Consider the following 22,455-nt stretch of genomic DNA (forward strand, 5'->3'; position numbering starts at 1 on the left):
TTCCCAGTAAGGGACAGTTGTTGAGGTACGCTGAGATCGTAGCGCGAAAATATTGTCTTATGGATGCTTTGGCTCTTTGGCAGCATTACCAAGACTGGTTGTACTACCACCCTGAGTTGGAGTTCTATGTGGATGTCAGTCGTATGGGGCTGACCCCAGAAGTGTTACGCCGCCTAGAGCCAGCTTTTGAGCGCGCCTTTCAGCAAATGAAGGAATTGGAAGCAGGGGCGATCGCCAACCCCGATGAGGGCCGCATGGTGGGGCACTACTGGCTGCGGGATGCCGATTTGGCACCAACTCCAGAACTGCGTGCCGAAATTCGCGATGCCATTGCCCAAGTGAAGCAGTTTAGCCAGCAAGTCCACAGTGGCGCCATTGCTCCACCCCAAGGGGGTCGCTTTACCGAGATTCTCTCCATTGGCATTGGGGGGTCTGCCCTAGGTCCGCAGTTTGTGGCGGCTGCCCTTGCCCCTGTGAATCCGCCCCTGAACATTCACTTTTTGGACAACACCGACCCTGCCGGGTTTGAGCGGGTTTTTGCGGAACTAGGCGATCGCCTGCGGACGACATTGGTGATTGTCATTTCCAAATCGGGGGGGACACCGGAAACCCGCAATGGCATGCTAGAAGCCCAAGCCCGCTTCCAACGTGCCGGCCTTGCCTTTGCCGATCACGCCGTCGCCATCACCCTGCCGGGCAGTGGCCTTGCCCAAGTGGCGGAGTCCAACGGTTGGCTGGCCATTTTCCCGATGTTTGACTGGGTGGGGGGGCGCACCTCGGAACTGTCAACGGTGGGTCTATTGCCCGCTGCCCTGCAAGGGATTGACATTGATGCCCTCCTCGCGGGAGCAAAATTGATGGATCAGGCAACCCGCGTGCCGAAGATTCGCCAAAATCCCGCTGCCCTACTCGCCTTGGCTTGGCACCATGCGGGCAATGGTCGGGGTGAAAAAGATATGGTTGTCCTGCCCTACAAAGATAGTCTGCTCCTGTTTAGCCGCTACTTGCAGCAGTTGGTAATGGAGTCCCTCGGCAAGGAAAAAGACCTCGACGGCAACATTGTCCACCAAGGGATTGCGGTCTATGGCAACAAGGGAACCACGGATCAGCATGCCTATGTGCAGCAGTTGCGGGATGGCCTACCTAACTTCTTTGTCACGTTTATTGAGGTGCTGCGGGATGGCCAAGAACCCGCCATTGACGTGGAGCCGGGGATTACTTCCGGGGATTACCTCAGTGGCCTACTCCTCGGCACGCGCCAAGCCCTCTATGAAAAGGATCGCCCTTCCCTGACGGTGACGATTCCAGAGGTGACGCCCAAAACGGTGGGTGCTCTGATTGCCCTTTATGAGCGAGCAGTGGGTCTTTATGGCTTCTTGGTGAATATCAATGCCTACCATCAGCCGGGGGTGGAAGCTGGCAAGAAAGCAGCAGCAGCGAATTTGGCGTTGCAACGGCAGATTGTTAAAGTCTTAGAACAGAGCGACGAACCCCTAGACTTGCAGGCGATCGCCGACGCTGTGAATGCGCCGGATCAACTGGAGCGGATTTACCTGATCCTACGGCACCTTGTGGCCAACGATCGCGGCATCGAGCAACTGGGGGATCCAGCGCAGCCAAGTCAATTGCAGTTTCGGTGGCAACGCTAATGCAGCGGCGGCAATTTTGTCAGGGGTTGTTTGCCTTGGGGGCGATCGCCCTCAGTGGTTGTCAAGCCACTGCCAATACAGGACTCACCGTCTATTTACTGCGAAAATCCTTACCCCCCCAATTGATTCAGCGCTTTCGTCAACAGGCCGGCGTGGGACTTCAGCTGCGGCTGCGGGAAACCCCCCAAGAGTTAGCCAACACCTTTGCAGCGGGAATCCTCGGGTCAGCCGTCCTCAGTCTCGGGGATGCTTGGATAGCTCAGGCCGTGGCGCAGCGACAGATTGCCCCTATTCCCAAACCACTGATTCAAAACCGGTGGGACTGGGCTGAACCGTGGCAGCCATTACTGCAACTCATTGGCAAAGACGATGCTCTCTGGGGTCTGCCCTATCGCTGGGGGGCAACAGTCCTCATTTATCGCCGCCAGTTCTTTGCCGATTTGGGCTGGGAACCCACAGATTGGGATGTCCTATGGCATCCAAGCGTTCAAGGCCACTATAGCCTGTTAAATCAGCCGCGGGAAGTGATTGGGTTGACGCTGAAATCCCTAGGGCTATCCTACAATGCCCCACCCACCCACCCCGAATTACGGCAACGCTTGCAGCGTCTCCGCCAAGGGTGTCGTTTTTTTAGTTCTAACGCCTACCTGCAGCCACTGATGCTGGGCAGTACACAATTAGCAGTGGGTTGGTCAACGGATGTACTGCCGCTGCTGAAGCGAGATCCGCAGACCTATGCCGCCGTGTTTCCCGCCAGTGGGACGGCGCTGTGGGTGGATTTGTGGGTCTGTGGCCAAAATCCCGATGCGGCAGCCTTGGCTTGGTTGAACTACTGGTGGCAACCGGAAGTTGCTGAGCAACTCAGCCAGTTTAGTGATGCTCCCTCGCCGCTGGTGAGCGATTTAAGACGCACTCTCTTGCATCGCTATATTCCCCTAGCGACTCCCACCGCCTTTGCCAAGAGTGAACTCCTGCTCCCCCTCGATGTGGCTGCCCAAAAACGCTATGACACCCTTTGGCAGGAAATGTTTTTGCCCCTCTCCTAAGTGTGCCGCGGTTGCCTTGAACCACCTAGGATTTCTGCCACATAGGCGAGGGCTTGGGGGCGATCGCGAATTTCTCCCCGCGCTTGCGCCGCTTCCACAGCTCGCAACAATTCACCCACACGCGGCCCCGGCGAGACCTGAAACACTTCTACCAGATCGGCACCCCGCACCAATTGGGGGGGATGGGCAATGGCATCCTTGGGGTCTAACCACCCTTTGACCAAGGGCACTAGATGCGCTTTGGAGATGCCCCGGCTCAGGGCAAGGGCAACAAAGGCTGGAAAATAGCTACCCGCCGCGCGAAATAGATAGAAGGCTTGCTCGCGGTTCAGGGGCTGTTCGAGGGGGACTAGCCAGTGGTTGAGCAGTCGGCACAGAACTTGGACAATGCGAATTTCATCGGTGGTGTAGGTGAGGGCAGTTAGTTCCTCGGCCGCTTGGCGATCGCTGGCATTCACGAGGCAGGTGAGCTTGGCCAAAGCCACTAGGGTTCGCCGTTGGGGTTCGCCGGGGGCAGTTGTTGCGGCAATAGATGTCGTTAGCGCCGGCCAAAGGGCTGGGAAGGGAAACTTCCCTAGGGTGGATTCAAGGGCATGGTAGTGGGTAATCCGCTCCTCGGTGACCGACGGCAGCCACACCGCCAACACGCCATCGCGAAAAGCAAGGGTGAGATAGGGGGCACTCTCAAGGGCACTGAGAAAATAACTGAGTTCCACCCGCACCCGTTCTGGGGCGACTCGTCGCAGTTGGGGGGCAAGGGTTTGGATCACCTGCCGCGTTTCGGGCGTAATCGTAAATTGCAGTTGGGCGGCTTGGCGATAGGCGCGTAGGAGTCGCAGGGGATCGGCAGCGAGATTTTCTGGTGCGACATAGTGAATTTGGCGGCGTTGCAAATCCAAAAGGCCACCGAGGGGATCGACAATGTGGTGGTGGTGAATGTCGTAGGCAATGGCATTGAGGCGAAAATCGCGATCGCTCAAATCGGTCAAGAGGGTTTCTCCGTGCCGCTGGGCAATATCCACCGTTGTATTAGCAAAGACTAAGCGGGCAATCTGCCGCTGCCGATCCAAAACCACTAAACCAGCCTTGTACTTATCCGCCAGTTTTTGGGTCAGGGCAATCGCATCCCTCGGCACAATAAAATCCAAGTCGGGGCACGAATTGATCCGGCCTAGGAGCGCATCCCGCACCGCTCCCCCCACGAGGTAGGTATCGGTCGGTAAATCACTGACCGCGATCGGCCAGCGACTAAAATCAAAGGGTTGAAGGGCGACCATTAGAGCTGGTTGAGAGCGATCGCTTGCCCCCCAAGGGTGACCCTCAAGTTTTCCCCCTGCACACAGACGAGCCCTGCGGCGGTTTCAATGGTGAGGCAGTTATTTTCAAATTTGAGTAAGCCGTTCCAAGGCGGGACTGCTGGGGCAGAGGTGGTGGGCAATCCAGACGGGACACTTTCTAGCCAAATCAGCGAGGCATCCCCAGAAAAGTGGCGATCGCCCATCGCCGTTTTGATTATCAGACCACCGCCCGCCGACGGTGAAAAGGCAATATCGCAAATGGGCTGCCACTCCTTGCCCACCAACAGTTGCAATTGCTGTGGCTCCTGAGGTGTGGCAGTGGACTTGAGCAGTAACCACCAAGTTTTCCAAAGTTGCCGTGCCGTTCCCCAACGCACCACCTGCCCCGACGGAATGGCGACCTGTTCGTAGTGCCACGCCGGTACGGGTTCACTGACGTATTGTGTGGGCAAGAAGGAATGGGCTTGGAGGACACTGGCCACCACATCGGCAAAGGGCGCCTCGGCAAAAAGGGTTACTTTTTCATTGGCCACACTCTCACCTTCTACTACCGCCACCACCGTTTCCGTGACCGTGCGCAATTGATAGCAGTGATTGCCGAGGCTAACCACCTTCAAATCAGCACTTTGGTAGGTACTGGGCAGGGGGTGTTGTTGCAGGATCAGCATTTGAATCACCTGCTCGTTTGTCCACTCAATCACGGTGGTTTCGTTTGCAGTGGCCATTGGCTTAGCCATTGGCGTTGGGGCGGGCAACGGAACCTCTTCCATTTCCCCAGCCTCAAAGACCACTTCGCCATTGGGCAGTATAGTTCCTGAGAGCTTGGCTTCCTCTAAGTCTTGGCGGCGGGCGATCGCCCCGGTCAGATCCGCCTCTGACAGATCTGCCCCCACCACATTTGTATCCTTCAGATTACTGTCGTGGAGCACCGCCCCCTTGAGGATGGCACCACTGAGCACCGCCTGCTGTAAATTGGCGCGTGAGAGGTAGGCACCCACTAGGATGGCGCCACTGAGCATGGCTTCCTGCAAGTTGGCATCGGTCAGATTAGCACCACTCAGATCTGCACCAATCAGATTTGCCCCCCGCAGATTGGCATTGGCCAAGTTGGCCTTGATCAAATCCGCTCCACTCCAGTTGATGCCCTGAAGATCCGCCCCCGCTAGATCCACATGGCTCAGTTGCACCAGAGGGAACACACTGCCCGCCAAATTCACACCCCGGAAATTCCGCACCCCACGGGCAAATTCGCTTAACAAGGTTTCAAGGGTAATTGCTTTGCTCATAGCCGCTCACTAGCAGGGCACCACAGAGTTTTTCAAGCCCACTGCTATAGCTATTCTAGGTCTTGATTCCCATCCAGAGGAGCCAGTCAGCGATGCCATGGTTTGTCAAAATTGAACGCGGTATTGTGGACAAAGCCACCTTTGATCGCCACGTTCCTGCCCACCGTGCCTATGTGCGCGCCCTCATTGCCGCAGGGCATCAAGCCCGCACGGGATACTGGGCTGAGCGCGGGGGTGGCATGTTGTTGTTTCAGGCGGATTCCCGGCAAGCCGCTGAAGAAATTGTTGCCCGCGATCCCCTCGTCCAACACCAGTGTGTCCACTACGAACTCCACGAGTGGTGTATCGTCGAAGCCCCCGATTAGCCTTGGCGCAGTTTCTCCGCCCAGACGCGGGTGGGTAGCCCCCACACGTAGATAAAGCCCTCGGCTGCCCTGTGATCAAATTGATCCTCGGCACCATAGGTGGCCAAATCGGGCGTATAGAGGGAATAGGGAGAGCGTCGCCCCACCACCCGTGCCGTTCCCTTAAAGAGCTTGACGCGCACTGTGCCTGTGACCCGCTGCTGGGTCTGTTGAATAAAGGCATCAAGGGCTGCTTTGAGGGGGCTATACCAAAGACCGTTATAGACCAAACGGCTGTAGGTCTCTTCAATCCCCCGTTTGTACTGCGTCACATCGGCGGTTAAGGTCAAGCTTTCCAAATCGCGGTGGGCGTCAATGAGCACCAAGAGGGCAGGGGCTTCGTAAATTTCGCGGGATTTAATGCCGACAAGGCGATTTTCAATCATGTCAATGCGACCAAAGCCGTGGCGCCCCACCCGCTCATTGAGTTCACTCACCAGCGTTACGGGATCGAGGGAGCGGCCATCGAGGCTAACGGGAATTCCGGCCTCAAAGCCAATATCCACATACTCCGGGGAGTTGGGGGTATTTTCAATGGCTTGGGTCATCAAATAGATTTCCTCAAGGGGTTCAATCCACGGATCCTCAAGGGGGCCGGCTTCAATACTGCGTCCCAAAAGATTGCGGTCAATGCTGTAGGGGGAAGATTTTTTCACAGGCGCAGGAATGCCAAAGCGTTCGCCATAGGCAATGGTTTCTTCGCGGCTCATGCCCCATTCGCGAGCGGGTGCCAGGACCTTGAGGTTGGGATTCAGGGCGGCGATCGCCACATCAAAGCGGACTTGATCATTGCCTTTCCCTGTACAGCCGTGGGCAACGGCATCGGCACCATACTCAGCAGCCGCATCCACCAAGAGCTTGGCAATCAGGGGGCGAGCAAGGGCCGTCGAGAGGGGATAGCGATTTTCGTAGAGGGCGTTGGCCTGAATGGCTGGAAAGGCATAGTTGCGGATGAACTCAGCTTTGGCATCGGCCACCAGTGAGGCACTGGCACCAGCATCAAGGGCTTTTTGGCGAATGGGTTCCAGTTCATCCCCCTGTCCTAAATCAGCGGCGAGGGTAATGACTTCCTTCACGCCCCACTCGTGCTTGAGATAGGGAATACACACGGAGGTATCCACTCCCCCCGAATAGGCCAAAATGACTTTTTCTGCACGCCCCATGATTCTTTCCTGAAATAAATGCGATCGCTACTATAGCGGATCTGTTTGCCGGAAACGTTATGGGGATAACCGTTTCGCCGAGCCTTACATCTGTTTCACTTCGTTTGCTAGAGGCAGGCCTTGCTCAAAACAGGTCAGATTTTCAATTGTCGTACGGGCAATATCCGTGAGGGCATTGCGGGTAAAGAAGGCTTGGTGAGCAGTAATCACCACATTGGGGAAGGATTGCAGGAGTTGGAAGGTGTCGTCCTGAATAATCGTGTCCGAAAGATCTTGGAAAAAGAGGGAGTCTTCCTCTTCATAGACATCAATGCCCAGATAACCAATTTGGCCGCTTTTAATGCCCTCAATGACTGCTTTGGTGTCCACCAGCTTGCCACGACTGGTATTGATCAACATGACACCGCGCTTCATTTGGGCGATCGTGGTCGCATTGATCATGTGTTCATTTTCGGGGACAAGGGGGCAATGAAGAGTGACAATGTCCGATTCAGCCAAGAGGGTTTCTAGGGTTGTGTAGGTGCCTATCTGCTCAAAGTCTTTGTTGGGGTAGGGATCATAGCCGTAGAGGTGGCAGCCAAAACCATGCATAATCCGGGCAACAACACGCCCAATTTTGCCTGTGCCAATGATGCCGACCGTACAACCATGGAGGTCAAAGCCCATCAGCCCCTCCAAGGAGAAATTGTCATCGCGCACACGGTTGTAGGCACGGTGGAGTTTGCGGTTTAGCATCAAGATCAGCCCCACTGTATGCTCCGCTACCGAATAGGGGGAATAAGCACTGACGCGGGTAACTGTGATGCCCAAGCTGGCCGCTGTTGCCAAATCCACATTGTTGAAGCCCGTACAGCGCAGCGTCACCAGACGCACCCCCAACGCTGCCAGCCGTTTGAGGGTCTCTGCCCCCAGATCATCATTGACAAATACACAGACGGCCTCATGTCCCTCGGCAAGGGAAACTGTTTGAGGACGCAGCAGCACATCGTAGTAGGTGAGGAGATGGGGATGACCTTGAGCTTCATTGGCGGCATTCAGAAACTGGCGATCGTAGGATTTGGCACTGAAAACAGCAACTTTCATAGCATGGCTCTCCTAGCCCAAGTGACATTACAGCCCTTTTCACTAGGGTTGAACACTCTGAATCCTGAGAACGTTAATGGCGGACAGCATGCCGATGTGTCCTGTCTGTTAACCCCATATTTCACAAAAGAGCTGTAGTTAGCTTAGCGAGTGTCAGCTTAAGGTTGTGTTAAGGGAGGACAAATACCCAGACAACTGCTTAGGGGATGCCCTTAGCGCTTGCGAAAAAACTGGCGAATGGTTGCGGCAATATGCTCAATGGTGGCATCGCTCAATTCAGGCCAAATGGGTAAGCTGAGAACCTCGCTGGCAAGGCGATCGCTCACAGGATTGGGCGGAGATTGCCCCTTATACATCGGACAGTGATCTTGGGGAATGGGGTAGTAAATCATCGAACTAATACCAGCCGCCTTCAGGTAAGCCGCGAGCGCATCCCGCTGGCCATTGAGCACCCGAATGGTATATTGATGAAACACATGCCCTAGAGATACTGCTGGGGTCACCACCGCCTCAAGACCCGCCAAGGCTTGGTTATAGGTTTGGGCGACTCGCCGTCGCTCTTGATTCCAGCGATCGATATGGGGTAGCTTCACCCGCAGAATCGCCGCCTGTAGGCTGTCCAAGCGAGAATTGTAGCCAATCATTTCGTGGTAGTAGCGTTGACGGGAGCCGTGAACCCGCAGCATGCGCGATCGCTCGGCTAAATCATCATCATTAGTAGTAATCAGCCCCCCATCGCCATAGGCACCGAGATTCTTGGTGGGAAAAAATGAAAAGGCCCCCATGCTGCCGATCGCCCCCGTGAACCGATGAGCTAAAGCCTCTTGAGTTGCCGTTTCACATTGACAGTTCTCACAGGGCGGACAATAGCGGGCACCAAAGGACTGGGCACAATCCTCAAGAATGGCTAACCCATGCGCTTGGGCAATTTCAGCAATTGCTCCCATAGCAGCTGGCCGCCCAAATAAATGAACCGGCAAAATCGCCTTGGTGCGGGGGGTAATGGCTGCGGTAACTTTACTGGGATCAAGGTTAAAAGAGTCCAGTTCCACATCCACAAAGACCGGGCGGGCACCCACCAAACTAATCGCCTCTGCCGTCGCAAAAAACGAAAAGGGGGTGGTAATCACCTCATCCCCAGCACCTATTCCCAAACTGCGCAGGGAAATCACCAGTGCATCTGTCCCTGAATTAACTGCTACCGCATGGCGCACCCCTAAATAGGCGGCTACCTCTTCCTCAAAGGCCTGTACCTCTGGCCCTAGAATGAACTGACCGGATGCCAGTACGCGGGCAACTGCGCGATCGATGTCTGCTTGCAGGAATTGATATTGGGCCTTGAGATCAAGAATAGGGATGGTATCCATGAGAGAGCGCAAGTCTTTATTATCATCCTCTCACGAGCGTAGTGTGGTTTTAGCGAATTAAGCTAGGCTTAGAGTGTAGAGCCGTTCTCAAGGGCGGGGTTCCAGACCCGTTTTTTTTGATGAATCCCCAAGAGTTCTTAAAACGCTATGCCAGCGGTGAACGGGACTTTAATCGTGCCAGTTTGACAAATGGCGAGTTTATCAACGCTGATTTACGGGGGATTATTCTCTCCCGTGCCGACATGGAGTGGGTCAACCTGAGCGGAGCCAATCTCAGTGGTGCGGTGCTGTGTGGCGCAGAAATTGTTAATGCCATGCTCATCAAAGCAGAATTGGTGGATGCCAACCTCGCTGGCGCAAACCTTAGCCGCAGTGATCTCAGTTGGGCAAACCTGACGCGAGCCAATCTCAGCCGCGCTGAACTTAGTGAAACCACCCTGCGGGGAACGGTGCTTCAGGGTGCAAATCTCTCTCGTGTGGACTTGGCGAATGCGGATCTACGGGGATTGACACTCGACGGCGTTAACCTTTCGGGGGCAAATTTACAGGGCGCGAATTTGCATGGCACGGATCTAAAGCAGGCGAACCTAACCCGTGTGGATTTAATTCAGGCGGATGTCAGCAATGCCAATCTCAGTGGTGCGAACCTCAGCGGTGCCAACCTGAGTGGCGCGAACTTAACGGCGGCGAATCTCACGGGAGCCAATCTCAGCCGCGTTGATCTCACGGAAGTCAAGCTCAGTGAAGCCAACCTTGCCAAGGCCAACCTTGTCGGCGCGGAACTGGCCAAGGCGGATCTGTCCTCCCTAGAACTTTCAGATGTCAACCTCAGTGGTGCCAATCTCAGTGGCGCGAATCTGAGCCATACCAACCTTAGCCGTGCGGATCTCAGTGGGGCAAATTTACGGGGCGCCAACCTCAGCCATGCCAAACTGGTGGGCACCAATCTGCGGGGGGCGAATCTCCAAGGGGCAAACTTGCAGGGGGCATTGCTGGACAATGCGGATTTGAGTCAAACGGATCTACGCAGTGCCAATCTCAGTGGCCTCGTCTTTAATGGCGTGAAGCTGCGGGGTGCCAATCTCAGTGGTGCCAATCTTCGCGAAGTGGAGTTAACGGAAGCCAACTTTAGCCGTGCCGACTTGGTAGAAGCAAATCTCAGCCGTGCCCGCTTGGTGGGAGCCAACCTGAGTCGTGCTACTCTCTCAGAAGCGAATCTCAGCCGCGCCACCCTCAGTGGAGCCACCCTGAGCCGGGCAACGTTTAGCGGCAGCTTACTGGGAACTGTAGATCTCAGCGGTGTTAACTTGAGTGGGGCAGACTTAGGAGATGCCAACCTCTCAGGCTCTAACCTGTCGCGGGCGGATTTGACGCGGGTGAACCTGACTGCTGCGGATATGAGTGGCGCCAACCTCAGTGAAGTGGATTTGCGGGGTACGATTATGCCCGATGGCCGACGGCGAGCTTAGGCGGGGTCTTTTTCGGGGACGGCTTCTTCGGCAGCTTCAACCGGCTGGGGTCTCGGTGGCGCTTGACGGCCAAAGAGGTGCACCAAGTGCTTCAAATGAGCGGCAAGTTCAGGGGTAAGTTGGCTCGCAGTTAGCCGCCACGCCCAGTTGCCTTCGCCAGTACCGGGGAAATTCATGCGGGCATGACTATCGAGGCCGAGCAAATCTTGAACGGGAAGAATGGCTTGGTTGGCAACGGTTCCCAAGGCCATGCGAATCAAAGCCCAGTGGGGTTCGCTGGGGGTATAGCCCAAATAGTCAATGAGGCGCTGCCGTTCCCAGTCACTTAGGTTGCGGTACCAGCCGACAGTTGTGTCATTGTCATGGGTGCCAGTGTACACCACACAGTTGCGCTCTTGATTAAAGGGTAAAAAGGGATTATCCGAACCACCGCCGAAGGCAAACTGGAGAATTTTCATCCCCGGAAACTGAAACTGATCCCGTAGGGCAATGACATCGGGGGTAATATCCCCTAAATCCTCGGCGAGAATAGGCAGTCGTCCCAAAGCAGCTTGCAAGGTTTCAAAGAAGGCAGCACCAGGACCCGGTTGCCACTCACCGTTGACGGCTGTTTCCTCCCCTTCGGGCACTTGCCAGTAGCCCTGAAAGCCGCGAAAGTGATCCACACGGATAATGTCCATGTAGGAGAGCAGGGCACGGAAGCGCTCAATCCACCAAGAGTAGCCATCGGCAGCAAGGGCTTTCCAGTTGTAAATGGGGTTGCCCCACAGTTGACCCGTGGCACTGAAGTAATCTGGAGGCACACCGGCCATGAGGGCAACCGCACCCGTTTCTGGATTGAGTTCAAAAAATTGGGGAAAGGCCCAGACATCGGCACTGTCGTGGGCAACATAAATGGGAATATCACCAATAATCTGAATCCCCTGTTGATTGGCGGCTTCCTTGAGGGCGTGCCACTGCTGGTAAAAGAGAAATTGCTGAAACTCGTACTCAAAAATGCGCTCTTTGAGAACGGCTTGGATCGCGGCAAGGGCGGTTGGTTCGCGATCGCGCAAAGGGGCGGGCCATTCATACCACGGCTGTCCCTCGTGGTGATCCTTCAGCGCCATAAAGAGGGCATAGGTGGGCAGCCAGTAGTGGGCAAGGGCTTGAAAGTCGCGAAAGGCCTGCCAGTCTTCTGGGGTGGCTTGATTCTGAAAGCGTTGAGCAGCAAGGCGGAGCAGGGGGAGTTTTTGGCTAATGACAGCCTCGAAATCGACGCGATCGCTATTCTCAAGCGTGAGTCCTGCCAAATCTGCTTCCGTTAACCAGCCCTCCTTGACCAGTTCATCCAAGCTGATCAGCAGTGGGTTGCCGGCCATCGCGGAGTAGCACATATAGGGGGAATTGCCAAAGCCCGTTGGCCCTAGGGGCAAGACCTGCCAGTACTGCTGATCACTGGCAACCAAAAATTCAAGGAACTCACGAGCTGCCGCACCCAAGTCACCAATGCCATGACCACCAGGCAGGGACGTGGGATGAAGCAGTAAACCACAGGAGCGGGGAAAGTGCATTATTTAAGCCACGGGGAAACTTGAGCTAATTATCGCCCAATTCTGGATCGGCAATCTCGCTGGATTCCGCTAGAATTTCTGCTTCAAGGGCGGCTAGCTCCTCTGGCGACATCCGCGCAAGGCGATCGCTCATCACGGCCTCTTCATAGTCTTTAAGTTGCTGGTGGTAGGTCATCCGTCCTGTAAAGACCCGCAGGAGATAGGTGGAGAGCCAACCCAGAACCACCAAGACAAAAATGGCTTGACTCCAAATCCCGGCTTGAAGCGGCTCAACTCCCGCAATGCGCAACAGCAGATAAACCAAGCCGCCCGCAAGGAAAACACCAATACCAATCCCTAGAACATCAATGCGGCGCATAGCACCTAGGAATCGAGAGAGCGCGGTTGGGGACGAAAGTTAATAAAGGGAGCCAGCAGGAGTAATCCCGGAAAGAAGAACGTCACCAGAAAGTACATAAATGCCCGCTCAAAGGAGCCAGCCACATACCAGCGAGCATTCAAATAGGCATAGACGATCGCTGGCACCACCAGCAGATATAGCCCTGCCAAGGCGCCATAGACACCGAGTACCAAAAGCTCTGTTGAAACTGCCATCGATGACTACCTCTTCACCAAAACGACTAGATTATTCTGAAACGGTGCTGGTTTCCCTCACCGCTTCCCCAAGGGCAGGAACAGCAATTCCCATCGCTGCAGCAAGGGCAGGAGGAGGCGCTTGGCGACTGGGAGCATTGAGATATTGACCGGTGAGAATAGGGGGCACCGGCTTCATCTTGTGCTTGGCGGTAAAGAGGCGATGGGTTTGGGCAAGGTTGCCACGCTCACTGATATGCTCATTGGCAATTTTCTTGCGCAGCTTGACGATCGCATCCATGATCGCTTCTGGACGGGGCGGACAGCCGGGCAAATAGACATCCACGGGAATCAGCTTGTCCACACCACGCACGGCGGAATAAGAATCAGAGCTAAACATCCCCCCTGTGATCGTGCAGGCACCCATCGCAATCACGTACTTGGGATTGGGCATTTGATCGTAGAGGCGCACCAAGGCGGGTGCCATTTTCATCGTGATGGTGCCAGAGGTGATGATCAAATCCGCCTGACGGGGGCTGTTGCGGGGCACCAAGCCAAAGCGATCGAAATCGAAGCGCGAGCCAATCATGGCCGCAAACTCAATGAAGCAGCAGGCAGTGCCATACATGAGCGGCCAGAGGCTCGATAGCCGTGCCCAGTCATAAACATCGTTGAGGGAAGTAAGGATGATATTTTCCGCAAGTTCTTGGGGAACTTCAGGACGAGCAATTGGATTGAGGATGGCAGGCGAGGTCGTATTGGTCATAGGGTTCCCTCAAGGGACATCGGCCAAATGTAAAAACACTTAAAATTATAGGCCTTTACCCTAACAGATGCAGCCAATTGCATTGAGCTGGCAATAAAAAAACTTGACAGCAAGGATAAATTATTTTTGGCCGCCCACCTGCAGGCCGGGGGGTAGGTCTAAGGTGTCACCAATGGTGATGCCATTCCAGTAGGCCGCCAGCAGGACATCACAGGTTTTGCCCCAGGCGATCGCCCCTTGATGGTCGAGGCCAATGGCGCCAAAATCCCGTTGCCGACTCGCGGCTTCCCGAAAGGATTTTTCAAAGGCCGCCTCAAGGGAAAGCCCATCGGTGACGCGCACCACAATCCGCGTGGCTAGCGCCTCATCCAGAATATCCTCACCAATGCCAGTACAACTGACTGCTGCTAAGCTGTTGGCATAGGTGCCGGCTGGCGTTGCGGAGTCACTGACCCGCCCAATACGCTCAAAGCCCTTGCCGCCAGTGGAAGTCCCCACGGCCAAGTGTCCCTGCTGATCTAAAACCACAACACCAATCGTGCCCCGCCTTGCCTCCTCAGCCACGACTCCGGCCATCGATGTTTGGAAATTGCCTTTGCGTTCCTCGAGCCACTCGTAGAGTCGCTGATCCGTGAGGGGTTGATACACAGGAAGCTGCAATTCACGAGCGAGCTCTGCTGCTCCCACATCGGACAGAATACGGTCAGGGCACTGTTGCAACCAATGCGCAAGGTCAATGGGATTTTTCACCCGTGAGACATTAATGACACCGCTGAGGCGCTGCCGCTGCCCATCCATGAGCGAGGCACTCATGCGAATTTGACCGTCGGATTGCAGCACAGACCCCGTGCCTGCATTAAAGCGCGGTTCATCCTCTAGGAGCCGACACCCCAAAACCACTGCCTCAATCGCCGTTGCCCCTTCTTTTAGGGTCTGAACCACTTGGCTGACAATGGCATGCAGGGATTGGCGGACGGGAATGAGACTGCCTTTGTCTTGGAGCGAGCTGCCGGCGCCGCCATGGAGAATCACAGTGGGTTGGGGCATCCTGAATAGGCGAGATAGAAATCAATGGACTAAATTCACGATACCCCGCGGCGAGGGTCTAAATCCACGGGCTGCCCTAAGCAACTGCTGCCGCTGGCATGGTCTCTGTCTGAGTCGTGGCTTCCTCAGTATCCAGTAGCGCTTGTAGTTCTTGGATGGCTTGTTGGGTATCTTCCACTTGACTGAGGAGCGATCGCGCGATTTTTTCCCCAGAGGCGGTGGACTCTACAACCTCGCGAATGTGATGGCGAAAATGATTGGCCATTTCCTCTACTTGTTGGTTGGCAAAGACCACTTGGTTGGCCAGTTTGTTAATTGCCTCACTGATAAAATCGAAACCAGCCATCTGCTGGCCACTGCGACTGGCAATCAGCCCCGCCTGCACCGCAAGGTGTTTCACCTGACGGGTAATCTCAGCAATTTGATGGGTGGCTTGGTCGATAATTTCCACGTCCTGTTTTAGCCGTTCGCTGAGGCGATAAACCTCCGCTGTGTGACGGCTAATTTGGTTAACCCCGGTGAAGGTTTGCTGAAAGGCTTTGCGCCCCCGCTGGGAAAGAACTTGGCTAATGGAGACGAACCGTTGATTGAGTTGGGCAATCCGCTCCGCTTGCTCACGCACAGAGCGCTCCTGCTGCTCTAGGGCTTCGTTCATCTGTTGGGTGCGGGTCAGCTCGCTTTCAAGGCGCTTGGCATAGTCTTGGTTCCGCTCTTTTTCCACCTTTAACTTCTCAAGGAGTTGCTGGGTGTGGAAGTGCTGCTGCTGAATGAAGAGATTTTTCTTGCTCAGCACTTGCGCTTGGGCAATCAGGATCAGCCGCATATCCACCAACACCAGTTGCTTGCCCTTACGCACGACCACGGGTTCGTAGACAAAGGCGGGGGGGCGACTCAAGGCCTGTTCCACGGCTTCTTCCACAGGAGTGCGTGCCATCAAAACAAGGGGAGGTACTTGGGGTGCAGCAATTTCTGGCAGCAATTTAATCGGGCGCGGCAAGTAGAGATCGCGACCAAACTGCTTGCTCATGCGCTCAAAAAACTTGACCTTGGAGATCATGCCGATGACGCGATCGCCTGCCACCACCAGTACCCCCGGTAGCTCAGGATAACGTTGAAATTCATCAGCCACTTTTTCAGAGATGGTTTCAGGGGAAACCTGATAGGAAAAATAGGGTAAGTCAGCCAACGTAGCGGCTGCAGACAGTTGGATATTGACTGTCTCATTCATTTGATTGTCCCCCAGAATGAGTATTCAATTGTTTTAGCGTGAAGACTGTACTCTGCTTTACCTCACTTAAATTATCTCGACTTAAGAGTAGGAAGAAATTATTTTTTGGTTATCTTTTGGTTAAGTTCGATTCCCACTAGATTTCAAAATACCCGAATTTTTCGTTTATTCCAGATTCACTGACTTCGGATTAAATTTAAGACGTATGGCAAATGAATGTTATGTAGAATACACTTTTTATTTTCGAGGCTATGAATTTTCAGCATACCACTGCTGCACCTGCTGTTGAATGGCTGCCGTTTCTGTGGCACTCAGTTTATCCAAATTTTTGAGGATAATGCTCATGCGTCCTTGGCGACTCAAGATTTTGCGGTGCCGGGCTAGAAAGTGCCAATAAAAAAAGTTAAAGGGACAGGCGCGATCGCCCACTCGTTGCTTGGGATCATAGGCGCACCCTTGGCAATAATTACTCATGCGCTGAATGTAGTTAGCAGACGCCGCATAGGGCTTGGAGGCCAACAGCCCGCCATCAGCAAATAAGCCCATGCCGAGGACATTGGTTTGCATCACCCAGTCGTAGGCATCAATAAACACGCTGTGGAACCAGTTTTCCACTTGTTGGGGAGACAAGCCAGTAATCAGGGCAAAGTTGGCGAGGATCATCAGCCGTTGAATGTGGTGGGCATAGCCTGTGCGCTCAATTTGCTGCAGAACGTGGCGCAGACAGTTCATGGTGGTGCGATCGCTCTGCCAAAAGAACGTCGGTAAGGGGTGAGTGTGCTGAAAGAAATTATGCTGGCAGTAGTCAGCACCAAGGTAGTGATAGAGACCATACATATACTCGCGCCAGCCGAGAATTTGGCGAATAAAGCCCTCCACACTGTTGAGGGGCAGCGGCCGTTCCCTATAGGCGGCTAAGACAGCATCGATCACTTCTTGGGGGTGCAATAGCCCTAGGTTCAAATAGGGGGACAGCAAACTGTGCCACAGGCTCTCTTCTCCTGCCACCATGGCATCTTGGTAGGGGCCAAACTGGGGCAAGCGGTATTCAATAAAGTTTTCCAAGACCTGCAGCGCTTGGGCGCGGGTGACTCCCCAGTCAAAGGGTTCGATGTGGCCGTAGGTGTCAAAGTTGCCTTGGCGCATTGTCTCAATGACTTCTTGGCTGATCTGATCGGGAGAAAAGCGCAGCGGTGGTGGCGGTTTGAGGCGAGTAGGCGGCGGTTGGCGATTTTCGGCATCGTAGTTCCACTTGCCACCCACGGGGGATTTACCGTCCATGAGAATTTGAAACCGTTGGCGACCGGCGCGGTAGAAATACTCCAAGACCAGCGTTTTGCGACCTTTCGCCCAGTCCTGAAATTCTGCTTCTGACCAGAGAAAGTGATTGTTGGGCAAGAACTTAATGGTACAGGGGAGATCGAGGGTAGCGATCAGATCCCGAAAGGGGCGATCGCTGGGTGCCATAATCCGTAGTTCGTGGATATGGTGAGCTTCAATCCACTGTCGCAAGGGGGTAGCAAAGTCGGGGGCGATCGCGTAAGTCACCGGCCAACCGGCTGCCTCAAGTTCTTGGGCAAAATGCCGCATGGCCGACCACACCAGCACGAGTTTTTGGGCATGGTAGCGGCGTTGTTGCACCCATTGGCGGGACTCAATGAGGATGACGGGCACAGGGGTTGGACAGCTTTGCAGGGCTGATTGCCCTTGCCACAGTTGATCGCCTAAAACCCAAACGCCAATGGCCATCCGAACTCAGATTGTAAATAAGGACTAAGGGAGAATGGTTTAGTACAACCAATGTGATTTATCTTAGTGTTCAACTGTTGCAACTCCATACGACACTCATCATGCAAATTCGCCGGCGTCCCCCTAATCCCGCTGTAACCGTTCGCAACCTCCACTACCAAGTACCGGTGGCCGATGAAGCTCCCCGCAATATCCTTGAGAAAATCGTTTGGCACAAGGAACAGGAGGTAGAGCAACTGCGGGAAGTGCTGCCCCTGCCGGACTTGCAACGTCAGGTACTCGATGCACCACCCGTACGCTCCTTTTTCGCCGCGCTGCAAAACCCTGTCACCCAGCCAGCACTGATTGCCGAGGTCAAAAAGGCCTCTCCCAGTAAAGGGGTGATTCGCCCCAACTTTGACCCGGTGGCGATCGCCCAAGCCTATGTTGCCGCTGGCGCGACTTGCCTTTCCGTCCTAACGGACAGTGAGTTTTTCCAAGGCAGTTTTGAGTACCTGGCTCAAATTCGCCAAGTGGTGGACGTGCCACTGCTGTGCAAGGACTTTATCATTTACCCCTACCAAATGTTCTTAGCGCGGTTGCGGGGCGCTGATGCGGTTCTCTTAATCGCTGCCATTCTCTCGGATCGCGATCTGCGTTATTTCCTGCGCATTGCCCATGGCTTGGGGCTAACCGCATTAGTGGAGGTGCACAGCGCCGAGGAGATGGAACGGGTACTTGAGCTGGAGGACGTACAGTTGGTGGGCATCAACAATCGCAATTTGACGGATTTTAGTGTTGATCTAGCCACCACTGAACAGCTTTTGGCCACCTATGGGGCGCAACTGCGCGATCGCGACATCCTCGTGGTCAGTGAATCGGGCATTCATCAGCGCGCCGATGTTGAGCGGGTGACCCAAGCGGGAGCCAAGGCGATTTTGGTGGGAGAATCCCTTATGCGACCCCCAGCAGAGATGGCGCACCTCAGCGCTGCGGAGCAACTCCAAGCACGGATTCAGCAGTTATTCCCAGAGTTGGCACACAAGTAGCGCAGTTAACTATGCCCCTGAAGGCAGTCTTATTGGATTTCAATGGGGTGATCCTTGATGATGAGGCGATCCATGCCGCCCTCATTGATGAGATTCTGCTGCAAGAGAACTTGCGACCCCAGCGGGGGGAATACGATCTCTTTTGCTTGGGACGCAGCGATCGCGCCTGTTTGGATAATCTCCTCAGTCGCCGCGGCCGGGCAGTGACCCCGGCCTATCTCGACAAACTGGTGGCACAAAAGGCAGCTGCCTACCGCGCACGCTTGGCCAATATGGAGCCTTTTCCCTTCTTTGCGGGGGCGATCGCCCTGCTGGAGAAACTCCATGCTGCGCAATTGAAAATTGCCATTGTCACCGGTGCCCTGCAATCCGATGTGGACTTGGCTCTTGAGCGGGGAAACTTGACTGGCATTGTGGACTGCATTATCAGTGCCGAAAGTGTGGAACGCGGCAAACCCTATCCCGACCCCTATCTCCGTGCCATTGCAGCCTTGCAAGCCCTAGGGGGCGATCTCACAGCCGCTGATTGTCTGGCGATCGAGGACACCTTGGTGGGGGTGCAATCCGCCCGTGAAGCTGGTGTCAAAGTCTTGGGGGTCGCGCACACCTATCCCTTTCACATGCTCCAGCGTCGTTGTCAGTGGGTGCTCGATCGCCTTGATCAGTTTGACCTAGCAGAAATTGCCCCTGTTTTTGACCGTCGCGTGGCTAGGGCAACTGCCTAAAGGTGTTTGACCTCAGCAATGAGTTGATTGAGCACTTCCTTGGCATTGCCAAACAGCATTAGAGTTCTGTCCTTGTAGAACAACTCATTGTCAATACCGGCAAAGCCCGGATTGAGGCTGCGCTTGATCACAATCGTGTGTCGTGCCCGATCCACATCGAGAATGGGCATCCCATAGACAGGGCTACCGGGGTTCGTGCGCGCGGCTGGATTCACGACATCATTGGCACCAATGACCAGTGCCACATCCACATGCTCAAACTCTGGATTAATGTCCTCCATGTCCTTGAGTTGGGGGTAGGGGACATTGGCTTCGGCAAGCAGCACATTCATGTGACCGGGCATGCGACCTGCCACCGGGTGGATCGCGTATTTGACATCCACACCCAGCCGCTCCAGTTGATCTGCCAGTTCTTTGACACTGTGCTGCGCTTGGGCAACCGCCATCCCATAGCCGGGAACAATGACCACAGATTTGGCATAACCCAGCATCATCGCACTTTCTTCGGGGTCAATGGTGCGCACTGACTTCGCGGTGGTATGAACACTACCCTCAGCACTGCCTGTGGTCGAGCTACCAAAGCCACTAAAGAGCACATTGGCCAAGGAGCGATTCATGGCCTTGCACATAATTTGGGTCAGAATCAGCCCCGCAGCCCCCACCAAGGCACCCGCGATAATCAGCATACTGTTGCCAACGATGAAGCCCGCAGCACTGGCAGCCAAGCCCGAAAGGGAGTTCAAAAGGGAAATCACAACCGGCATATCAGCACCGCCAATGGGCAGGACAAAGAGCACCCCCAAAATGCTGGCGATCGCCACCAAGCCCCAGAAAATCGGCATCTGACTTGGATCCAACCACACCCAGCCACTGGCCACCAAGAAAGCCACCAGCAAGCCGAGGTTAATCGCCTGCTGCATCGGGAAAATGATCGGGGTTCCCGAAATCAATCCCTGAAGTTTACCAAAAGCAACAAGGCTACCAGTAAGGGTGACGCCACCAATCAGCACCCCCAAAATAATCGTGATCAGCGTACTGGGGGTCAGCGGTTCACCCACGGCCACAATGCGGCAAAATTCCCCAATGCCCACCAAGGCAGAGGCCGCCCCTCCTAAGCCATTGAGTAACCCCACCATCTGGGGCATGGCCGTCATTTCCACTTTGTAGGCAGCGATCGCGCCAATGACACTGCCGAGGCCAATGGCCGCTAGGATGCCCGTATAGCTAATAATCTGGCGATCGAGGAGCGTGACCACAATCGCAATCAACATCCCCAAGGCGGCAAGACGATTTCCTTGACGGGCCGTGGCCGGAGACCCCAGTTTTTTCAAACCGAGGATAAAGAGCGCCGCAGCACCCAGATAGCTCAATTCTTCAATGCGTGTTAGCCAATCCATGGTTCCTACCGCTTAAACATCTGCAACATGCGATCCGTGACCAAAAAACCGCCCACCACATTAATCGTGGCGAGCACTGTCGCAATAAATCCCAAGACCACCGTTAAAGTGGTGTGCCCACTCCCCGCCATCAGTAGGGCACCAATTACGGCAATCCCCGAAATGGCATTGGAACCAGACATGAGGGGAGTATGCAGCGTGGGCGGGACTTTGTTAATCACCTCAAAGCCAATGAAACTGGCCAGCACAAAAATCATCAGACCGACAAGAATGGGATCTGTCATAGAACGAATCCTCTAGGGACATCTCTAAACCGTTGTTGCCAAGGTTGGGGCAGGATGCAGCAGTTGCAGTACCCGTGGGTTGCGAACCTGCCCTTCATGGGTGACACAGGCGGCATCCACAATGTCATCGCCAAAGTTCAACACCCATTCCCCCTTGGGAGCAAGGTACTTCAGGAGCGTTGAAATGTTTTTGGCATACATTTGACTGGCATGCACCGCCATTGTCGAGGGCAGATTAATCGGGCCAATAATGGTGACCCGCTGATGACAAATAGAGCGCCCCGGTTCTGTGCAGGCACAGTTGCCCCCCTGCTCAGCGGCTAAATCCACAATCACCGAACCCGGTTTCATGCTGGCCACCATCCGTTCTGTCACCAAAAGAGGGGCAGGCTTGCCGGGAATTTGAGCAGTGGTAATGACCACATCGGCACTGTGGACATGGGCAGCGATCGCCTCTTGGGTTTTGTGCTTCGCCGCCTCAGAAACCTCTTTGGCATAGCCGCCGGCAGCAACCGTATCCTCCTCAAGGTTGACTTCGACAAATTTGGCACCGAGGCTTTGTACTTCCTCCTTGACCGCTGGGCGAATATCAAAGGCTTCAACCACAGCTCCCAAACGCCGCGCGGTGGCGATCGCCTGCAAGCCAGCCACCCCTGCTCCAATCACAAACACCTTAGCGGGGGGAATCGTACCCGCTGCCGTCGTCAACATCGGGAAAAAGCGCGGCAAATTAGCAGCGGCCAATAACACCGCCGCATAGCCTGCCACCGCTGCTTGGGAAGACAAAGCATCCATACTCTGGGCACGACTCGTGCGGGGAATGCACTCGAGGGCAAAGGCAGTAATCTGCCGCTCTGCCAAGTGTTGCATCTGCCATGGATTGCCCAAGGGATTGAGAAAACTAATTAAGGTGGTGCCGGGTCGAATCCACTCCACCTCGCGATCGCGCAGCGGCGCCACTTTGAGCAGCACATCCACACCGCCCCAGACCTCTTCAATGGAGTAACCAATTTCCGCACCTGCTGCACGGTAGTCATCATCGCTGAAGTGAGCCATATCCCCTGCACCGGACTCCACACAGAGGTGATACCCCTGCTGCACCAGCTTGGCAACGACTTCGGGAATCAGGGCAACCCGTTGTTCACCCACTTCGCGTTCCTTAACGACCCCAACTTTCATAGGCACTCTTGGATAGGGTTTGCAGTCTTGACAGAACAATTCCTTGGTGTACTCATCCGGGCATTTTTATAACCGCCCGACACCGTCACAACACATTCACCTGCTGTCCTGTACTGATACTCAAGCTACTGCGATCCCCTAACGAATGCGAGGAAATGTCA

Annotated in this window: 21 protein-coding genes; 6 read left to right on the forward strand and 15 right to left on the reverse strand. The window is 54.8% G+C overall.

The genetic code is table 11. The features are described 5' to 3' along the window. Positions 1-59 precede the first annotated feature (59 nt). Positions 60-1,649 carry a glucose-6-phosphate isomerase gene (locus RHJ80_RS01380; protein WP_310801309.1) on the forward strand — a complete coding sequence of 530 codons (1,590 nt, stop codon included), beginning with the start codon at positions 60-62 and terminating at the stop codon, positions 1,647-1,649. Beyond that, positions 1,637-2,695, forward strand: a complete 1,059-nt coding sequence (locus RHJ80_RS01385) for an extracellular solute-binding protein (RefSeq protein WP_310801310.1) — start codon at positions 1,637-1,639, stop codon at positions 2,693-2,695. Before RHJ80_RS01380 ends, RHJ80_RS01385 begins: the two co-directional genes overlap by 13 nt. Here the strand turns inward: RHJ80_RS01385 and RHJ80_RS01390 are convergent. Both RHJ80_RS01390 and RHJ80_RS01395 read right to left on the reverse strand, forming a co-directional pair. Continuing rightward, positions 2,692-3,972: a CCA tRNA nucleotidyltransferase gene (locus RHJ80_RS01390; protein WP_310801311.1), complete on the reverse strand. Its 1,281-nt coding sequence runs from the start codon at positions 3,970-3,972 to the stop codon at positions 2,692-2,694. The genes RHJ80_RS01385 and RHJ80_RS01390 overlap by 4 nt on opposite strands. Continuing rightward, the gene (locus RHJ80_RS01395; RefSeq protein ID WP_206200746.1) at positions 3,972-5,279 is read right to left on the reverse strand and encodes a pentapeptide repeat-containing protein; all 1,308 of its coding nucleotides are present in this window, start codon (positions 5,277-5,279) and stop codon (positions 3,972-3,974) included. The genes RHJ80_RS01390 and RHJ80_RS01395 overlap by 1 nt, the downstream gene beginning before the upstream one ends. A gap of 92 nt (positions 5,280-5,371) precedes the next feature. Between RHJ80_RS01395 and RHJ80_RS01400 the strand changes: the two genes are divergently transcribed. Beyond that, on the forward strand, positions 5,372-5,644 hold the full coding sequence (locus tag RHJ80_RS01400; RefSeq protein ID WP_302677089.1) for a YciI family protein: 273 nt from the start codon (positions 5,372-5,374) through the stop codon (positions 5,642-5,644). Here the strand turns inward: RHJ80_RS01400 and RHJ80_RS01405 are convergent. The 3 genes from RHJ80_RS01405 to RHJ80_RS01415 all read right to left on the reverse strand — a co-directional run bounded on the left by RHJ80_RS01405 (position 5,641) and on the right by RHJ80_RS01415 (position 9,296). Then, positions 5,641-6,846, reverse strand: coding sequence for an argininosuccinate synthase (locus RHJ80_RS01405; protein ID WP_310801312.1), 1,206 nt, complete (start codon positions 6,844-6,846; stop codon positions 5,641-5,643). The two genes, RHJ80_RS01400 and RHJ80_RS01405, sit on opposite strands and share 4 nt — an antisense overlap. An 84-nt stretch (positions 6,847-6,930) precedes the next feature. Beyond that, positions 6,931-7,929 (reverse strand): 2-hydroxyacid dehydrogenase, encoded by a 999-nt coding sequence (locus RHJ80_RS01410; RefSeq protein ID WP_310801313.1) that lies wholly within the window; start codon positions 7,927-7,929, stop codon positions 6,931-6,933. Positions 7,930-8,141: 212 nt separating this feature from the next. Then, a complete protein-coding gene (locus tag RHJ80_RS01415; protein WP_310801314.1) occupies positions 8,142-9,296 on the reverse strand; it encodes a DegT/DnrJ/EryC1/StrS family aminotransferase in 1,155 nt (384 codons plus the stop codon). 119 nt (positions 9,297-9,415) lie between these two features. Between RHJ80_RS01415 and RHJ80_RS01420 the strand changes: the two genes are divergently transcribed. After that, the gene (locus RHJ80_RS01420; RefSeq protein WP_310801315.1) at positions 9,416-10,765 is read left to right on the forward strand and encodes a pentapeptide repeat-containing protein; all 1,350 of its coding nucleotides are present in this window, start codon (positions 9,416-9,418) and stop codon (positions 10,763-10,765) included. Here the strand turns inward: RHJ80_RS01420 and malQ are convergent. The 7 genes from malQ to RHJ80_RS01455 all read right to left on the reverse strand — a co-directional run bounded on the left by malQ (position 10,762) and on the right by RHJ80_RS01455 (position 17,681). Continuing rightward, positions 10,762-12,318, reverse strand: coding sequence for a 4-alpha-glucanotransferase (malQ, locus tag RHJ80_RS01425; RefSeq protein WP_310801316.1), 1,557 nt, complete (start codon positions 12,316-12,318; stop codon positions 10,762-10,764). The genes RHJ80_RS01420 and malQ overlap by 4 nt on opposite strands. A gap of 25 nt (positions 12,319-12,343) precedes the next feature. Further along, the gene (locus RHJ80_RS01430; protein WP_206200753.1) at positions 12,344-12,676 is read right to left on the reverse strand and encodes a DUF3007 family protein; all 333 of its coding nucleotides are present in this window, start codon (positions 12,674-12,676) and stop codon (positions 12,344-12,346) included. Between the two features lie 5 nt (positions 12,677-12,681). Further along, positions 12,682-12,912: a photosynthetic/respiratory NAD(P)H-quinone oxidoreductase subunit L gene (ndhL, locus tag RHJ80_RS01435; protein ID WP_181495109.1), complete on the reverse strand. Its 231-nt coding sequence runs from the start codon at positions 12,910-12,912 to the stop codon at positions 12,682-12,684. A gap of 31 nt (positions 12,913-12,943) precedes the next feature. Next, positions 12,944-13,657: a photosynthetic/respiratory NAD(P)H-quinone oxidoreductase subunit K gene (gene ndhK / locus RHJ80_RS01440; RefSeq protein WP_206200754.1), complete on the reverse strand. Its 714-nt coding sequence runs from the start codon at positions 13,655-13,657 to the stop codon at positions 12,944-12,946. A 120-nt stretch (positions 13,658-13,777) separates the two neighbouring features. Further along, complete coding sequence (locus RHJ80_RS01445; RefSeq protein WP_310801317.1) at positions 13,778-14,704, reverse strand: isoaspartyl peptidase/L-asparaginase; 927 nt, start codon at positions 14,702-14,704, stop codon at positions 13,778-13,780. A 76-nt stretch (positions 14,705-14,780) separates the two neighbouring features. Next, positions 14,781-15,932 (reverse strand): hypothetical protein, encoded by a 1,152-nt coding sequence (locus RHJ80_RS01450; protein ID WP_310801318.1) that lies wholly within the window; start codon positions 15,930-15,932, stop codon positions 14,781-14,783. 249 nt (positions 15,933-16,181) lie between these two features. Then, positions 16,182-17,681, reverse strand: a complete 1,500-nt coding sequence (locus RHJ80_RS01455) for a cryptochrome/photolyase family protein (RefSeq protein ID WP_310801319.1) — start codon at positions 17,679-17,681, stop codon at positions 16,182-16,184. A gap of 101 nt (positions 17,682-17,782) precedes the next feature. On the opposite strand from RHJ80_RS01455, the gene trpC reads away from it, so the two are divergent. Both trpC and RHJ80_RS01465 read left to right on the forward strand, forming a co-directional pair. Beyond that, on the forward strand, positions 17,783-18,709 hold the full coding sequence (trpC, locus tag RHJ80_RS01460; protein WP_206200758.1) for an indole-3-glycerol phosphate synthase TrpC: 927 nt from the start codon (positions 17,783-17,785) through the stop codon (positions 18,707-18,709). An 11-nt stretch (positions 18,710-18,720) separates the two neighbouring features. After that, on the forward strand, positions 18,721-19,434 hold the full coding sequence (locus RHJ80_RS01465) for an HAD family phosphatase (protein WP_310801320.1): 714 nt from the start codon (positions 18,721-18,723) through the stop codon (positions 19,432-19,434). Here RHJ80_RS01465 and RHJ80_RS01470 read toward each other — a convergent pair. The 3 genes from RHJ80_RS01470 to RHJ80_RS01480 are packed head-to-tail and all read right to left on the reverse strand — an operon-like array spanning position 19,431 to position 22,294. Then, positions 19,431-20,831 (reverse strand): NAD(P)(+) transhydrogenase (Re/Si-specific) subunit beta, encoded by a 1,401-nt coding sequence (locus RHJ80_RS01470; protein WP_310801321.1) that lies wholly within the window; start codon positions 20,829-20,831, stop codon positions 19,431-19,433. The two genes, RHJ80_RS01465 and RHJ80_RS01470, sit on opposite strands and share 4 nt — an antisense overlap. Positions 20,832-20,836: 5 nt before the next feature. Continuing rightward, positions 20,837-21,115: an NAD(P) transhydrogenase subunit alpha gene (locus tag RHJ80_RS01475; RefSeq protein WP_206200761.1), complete on the reverse strand. Its 279-nt coding sequence runs from the start codon at positions 21,113-21,115 to the stop codon at positions 20,837-20,839. Between the two features lie 24 nt (positions 21,116-21,139). Beyond that, positions 21,140-22,294, reverse strand: coding sequence for a Re/Si-specific NAD(P)(+) transhydrogenase subunit alpha (locus tag RHJ80_RS01480; protein ID WP_310801322.1), 1,155 nt, complete (start codon positions 22,292-22,294; stop codon positions 21,140-21,142). Between the last annotated feature and the right edge of the window lie 161 nt (positions 22,295-22,455).

The organism is Thermosynechococcus sp. QS41, from assembly GCF_031583515.1.
Lineage (GTDB): Bacteria > Cyanobacteriota > Cyanobacteriia > Thermosynechococcales > Thermosynechococcaceae > Thermosynechococcus.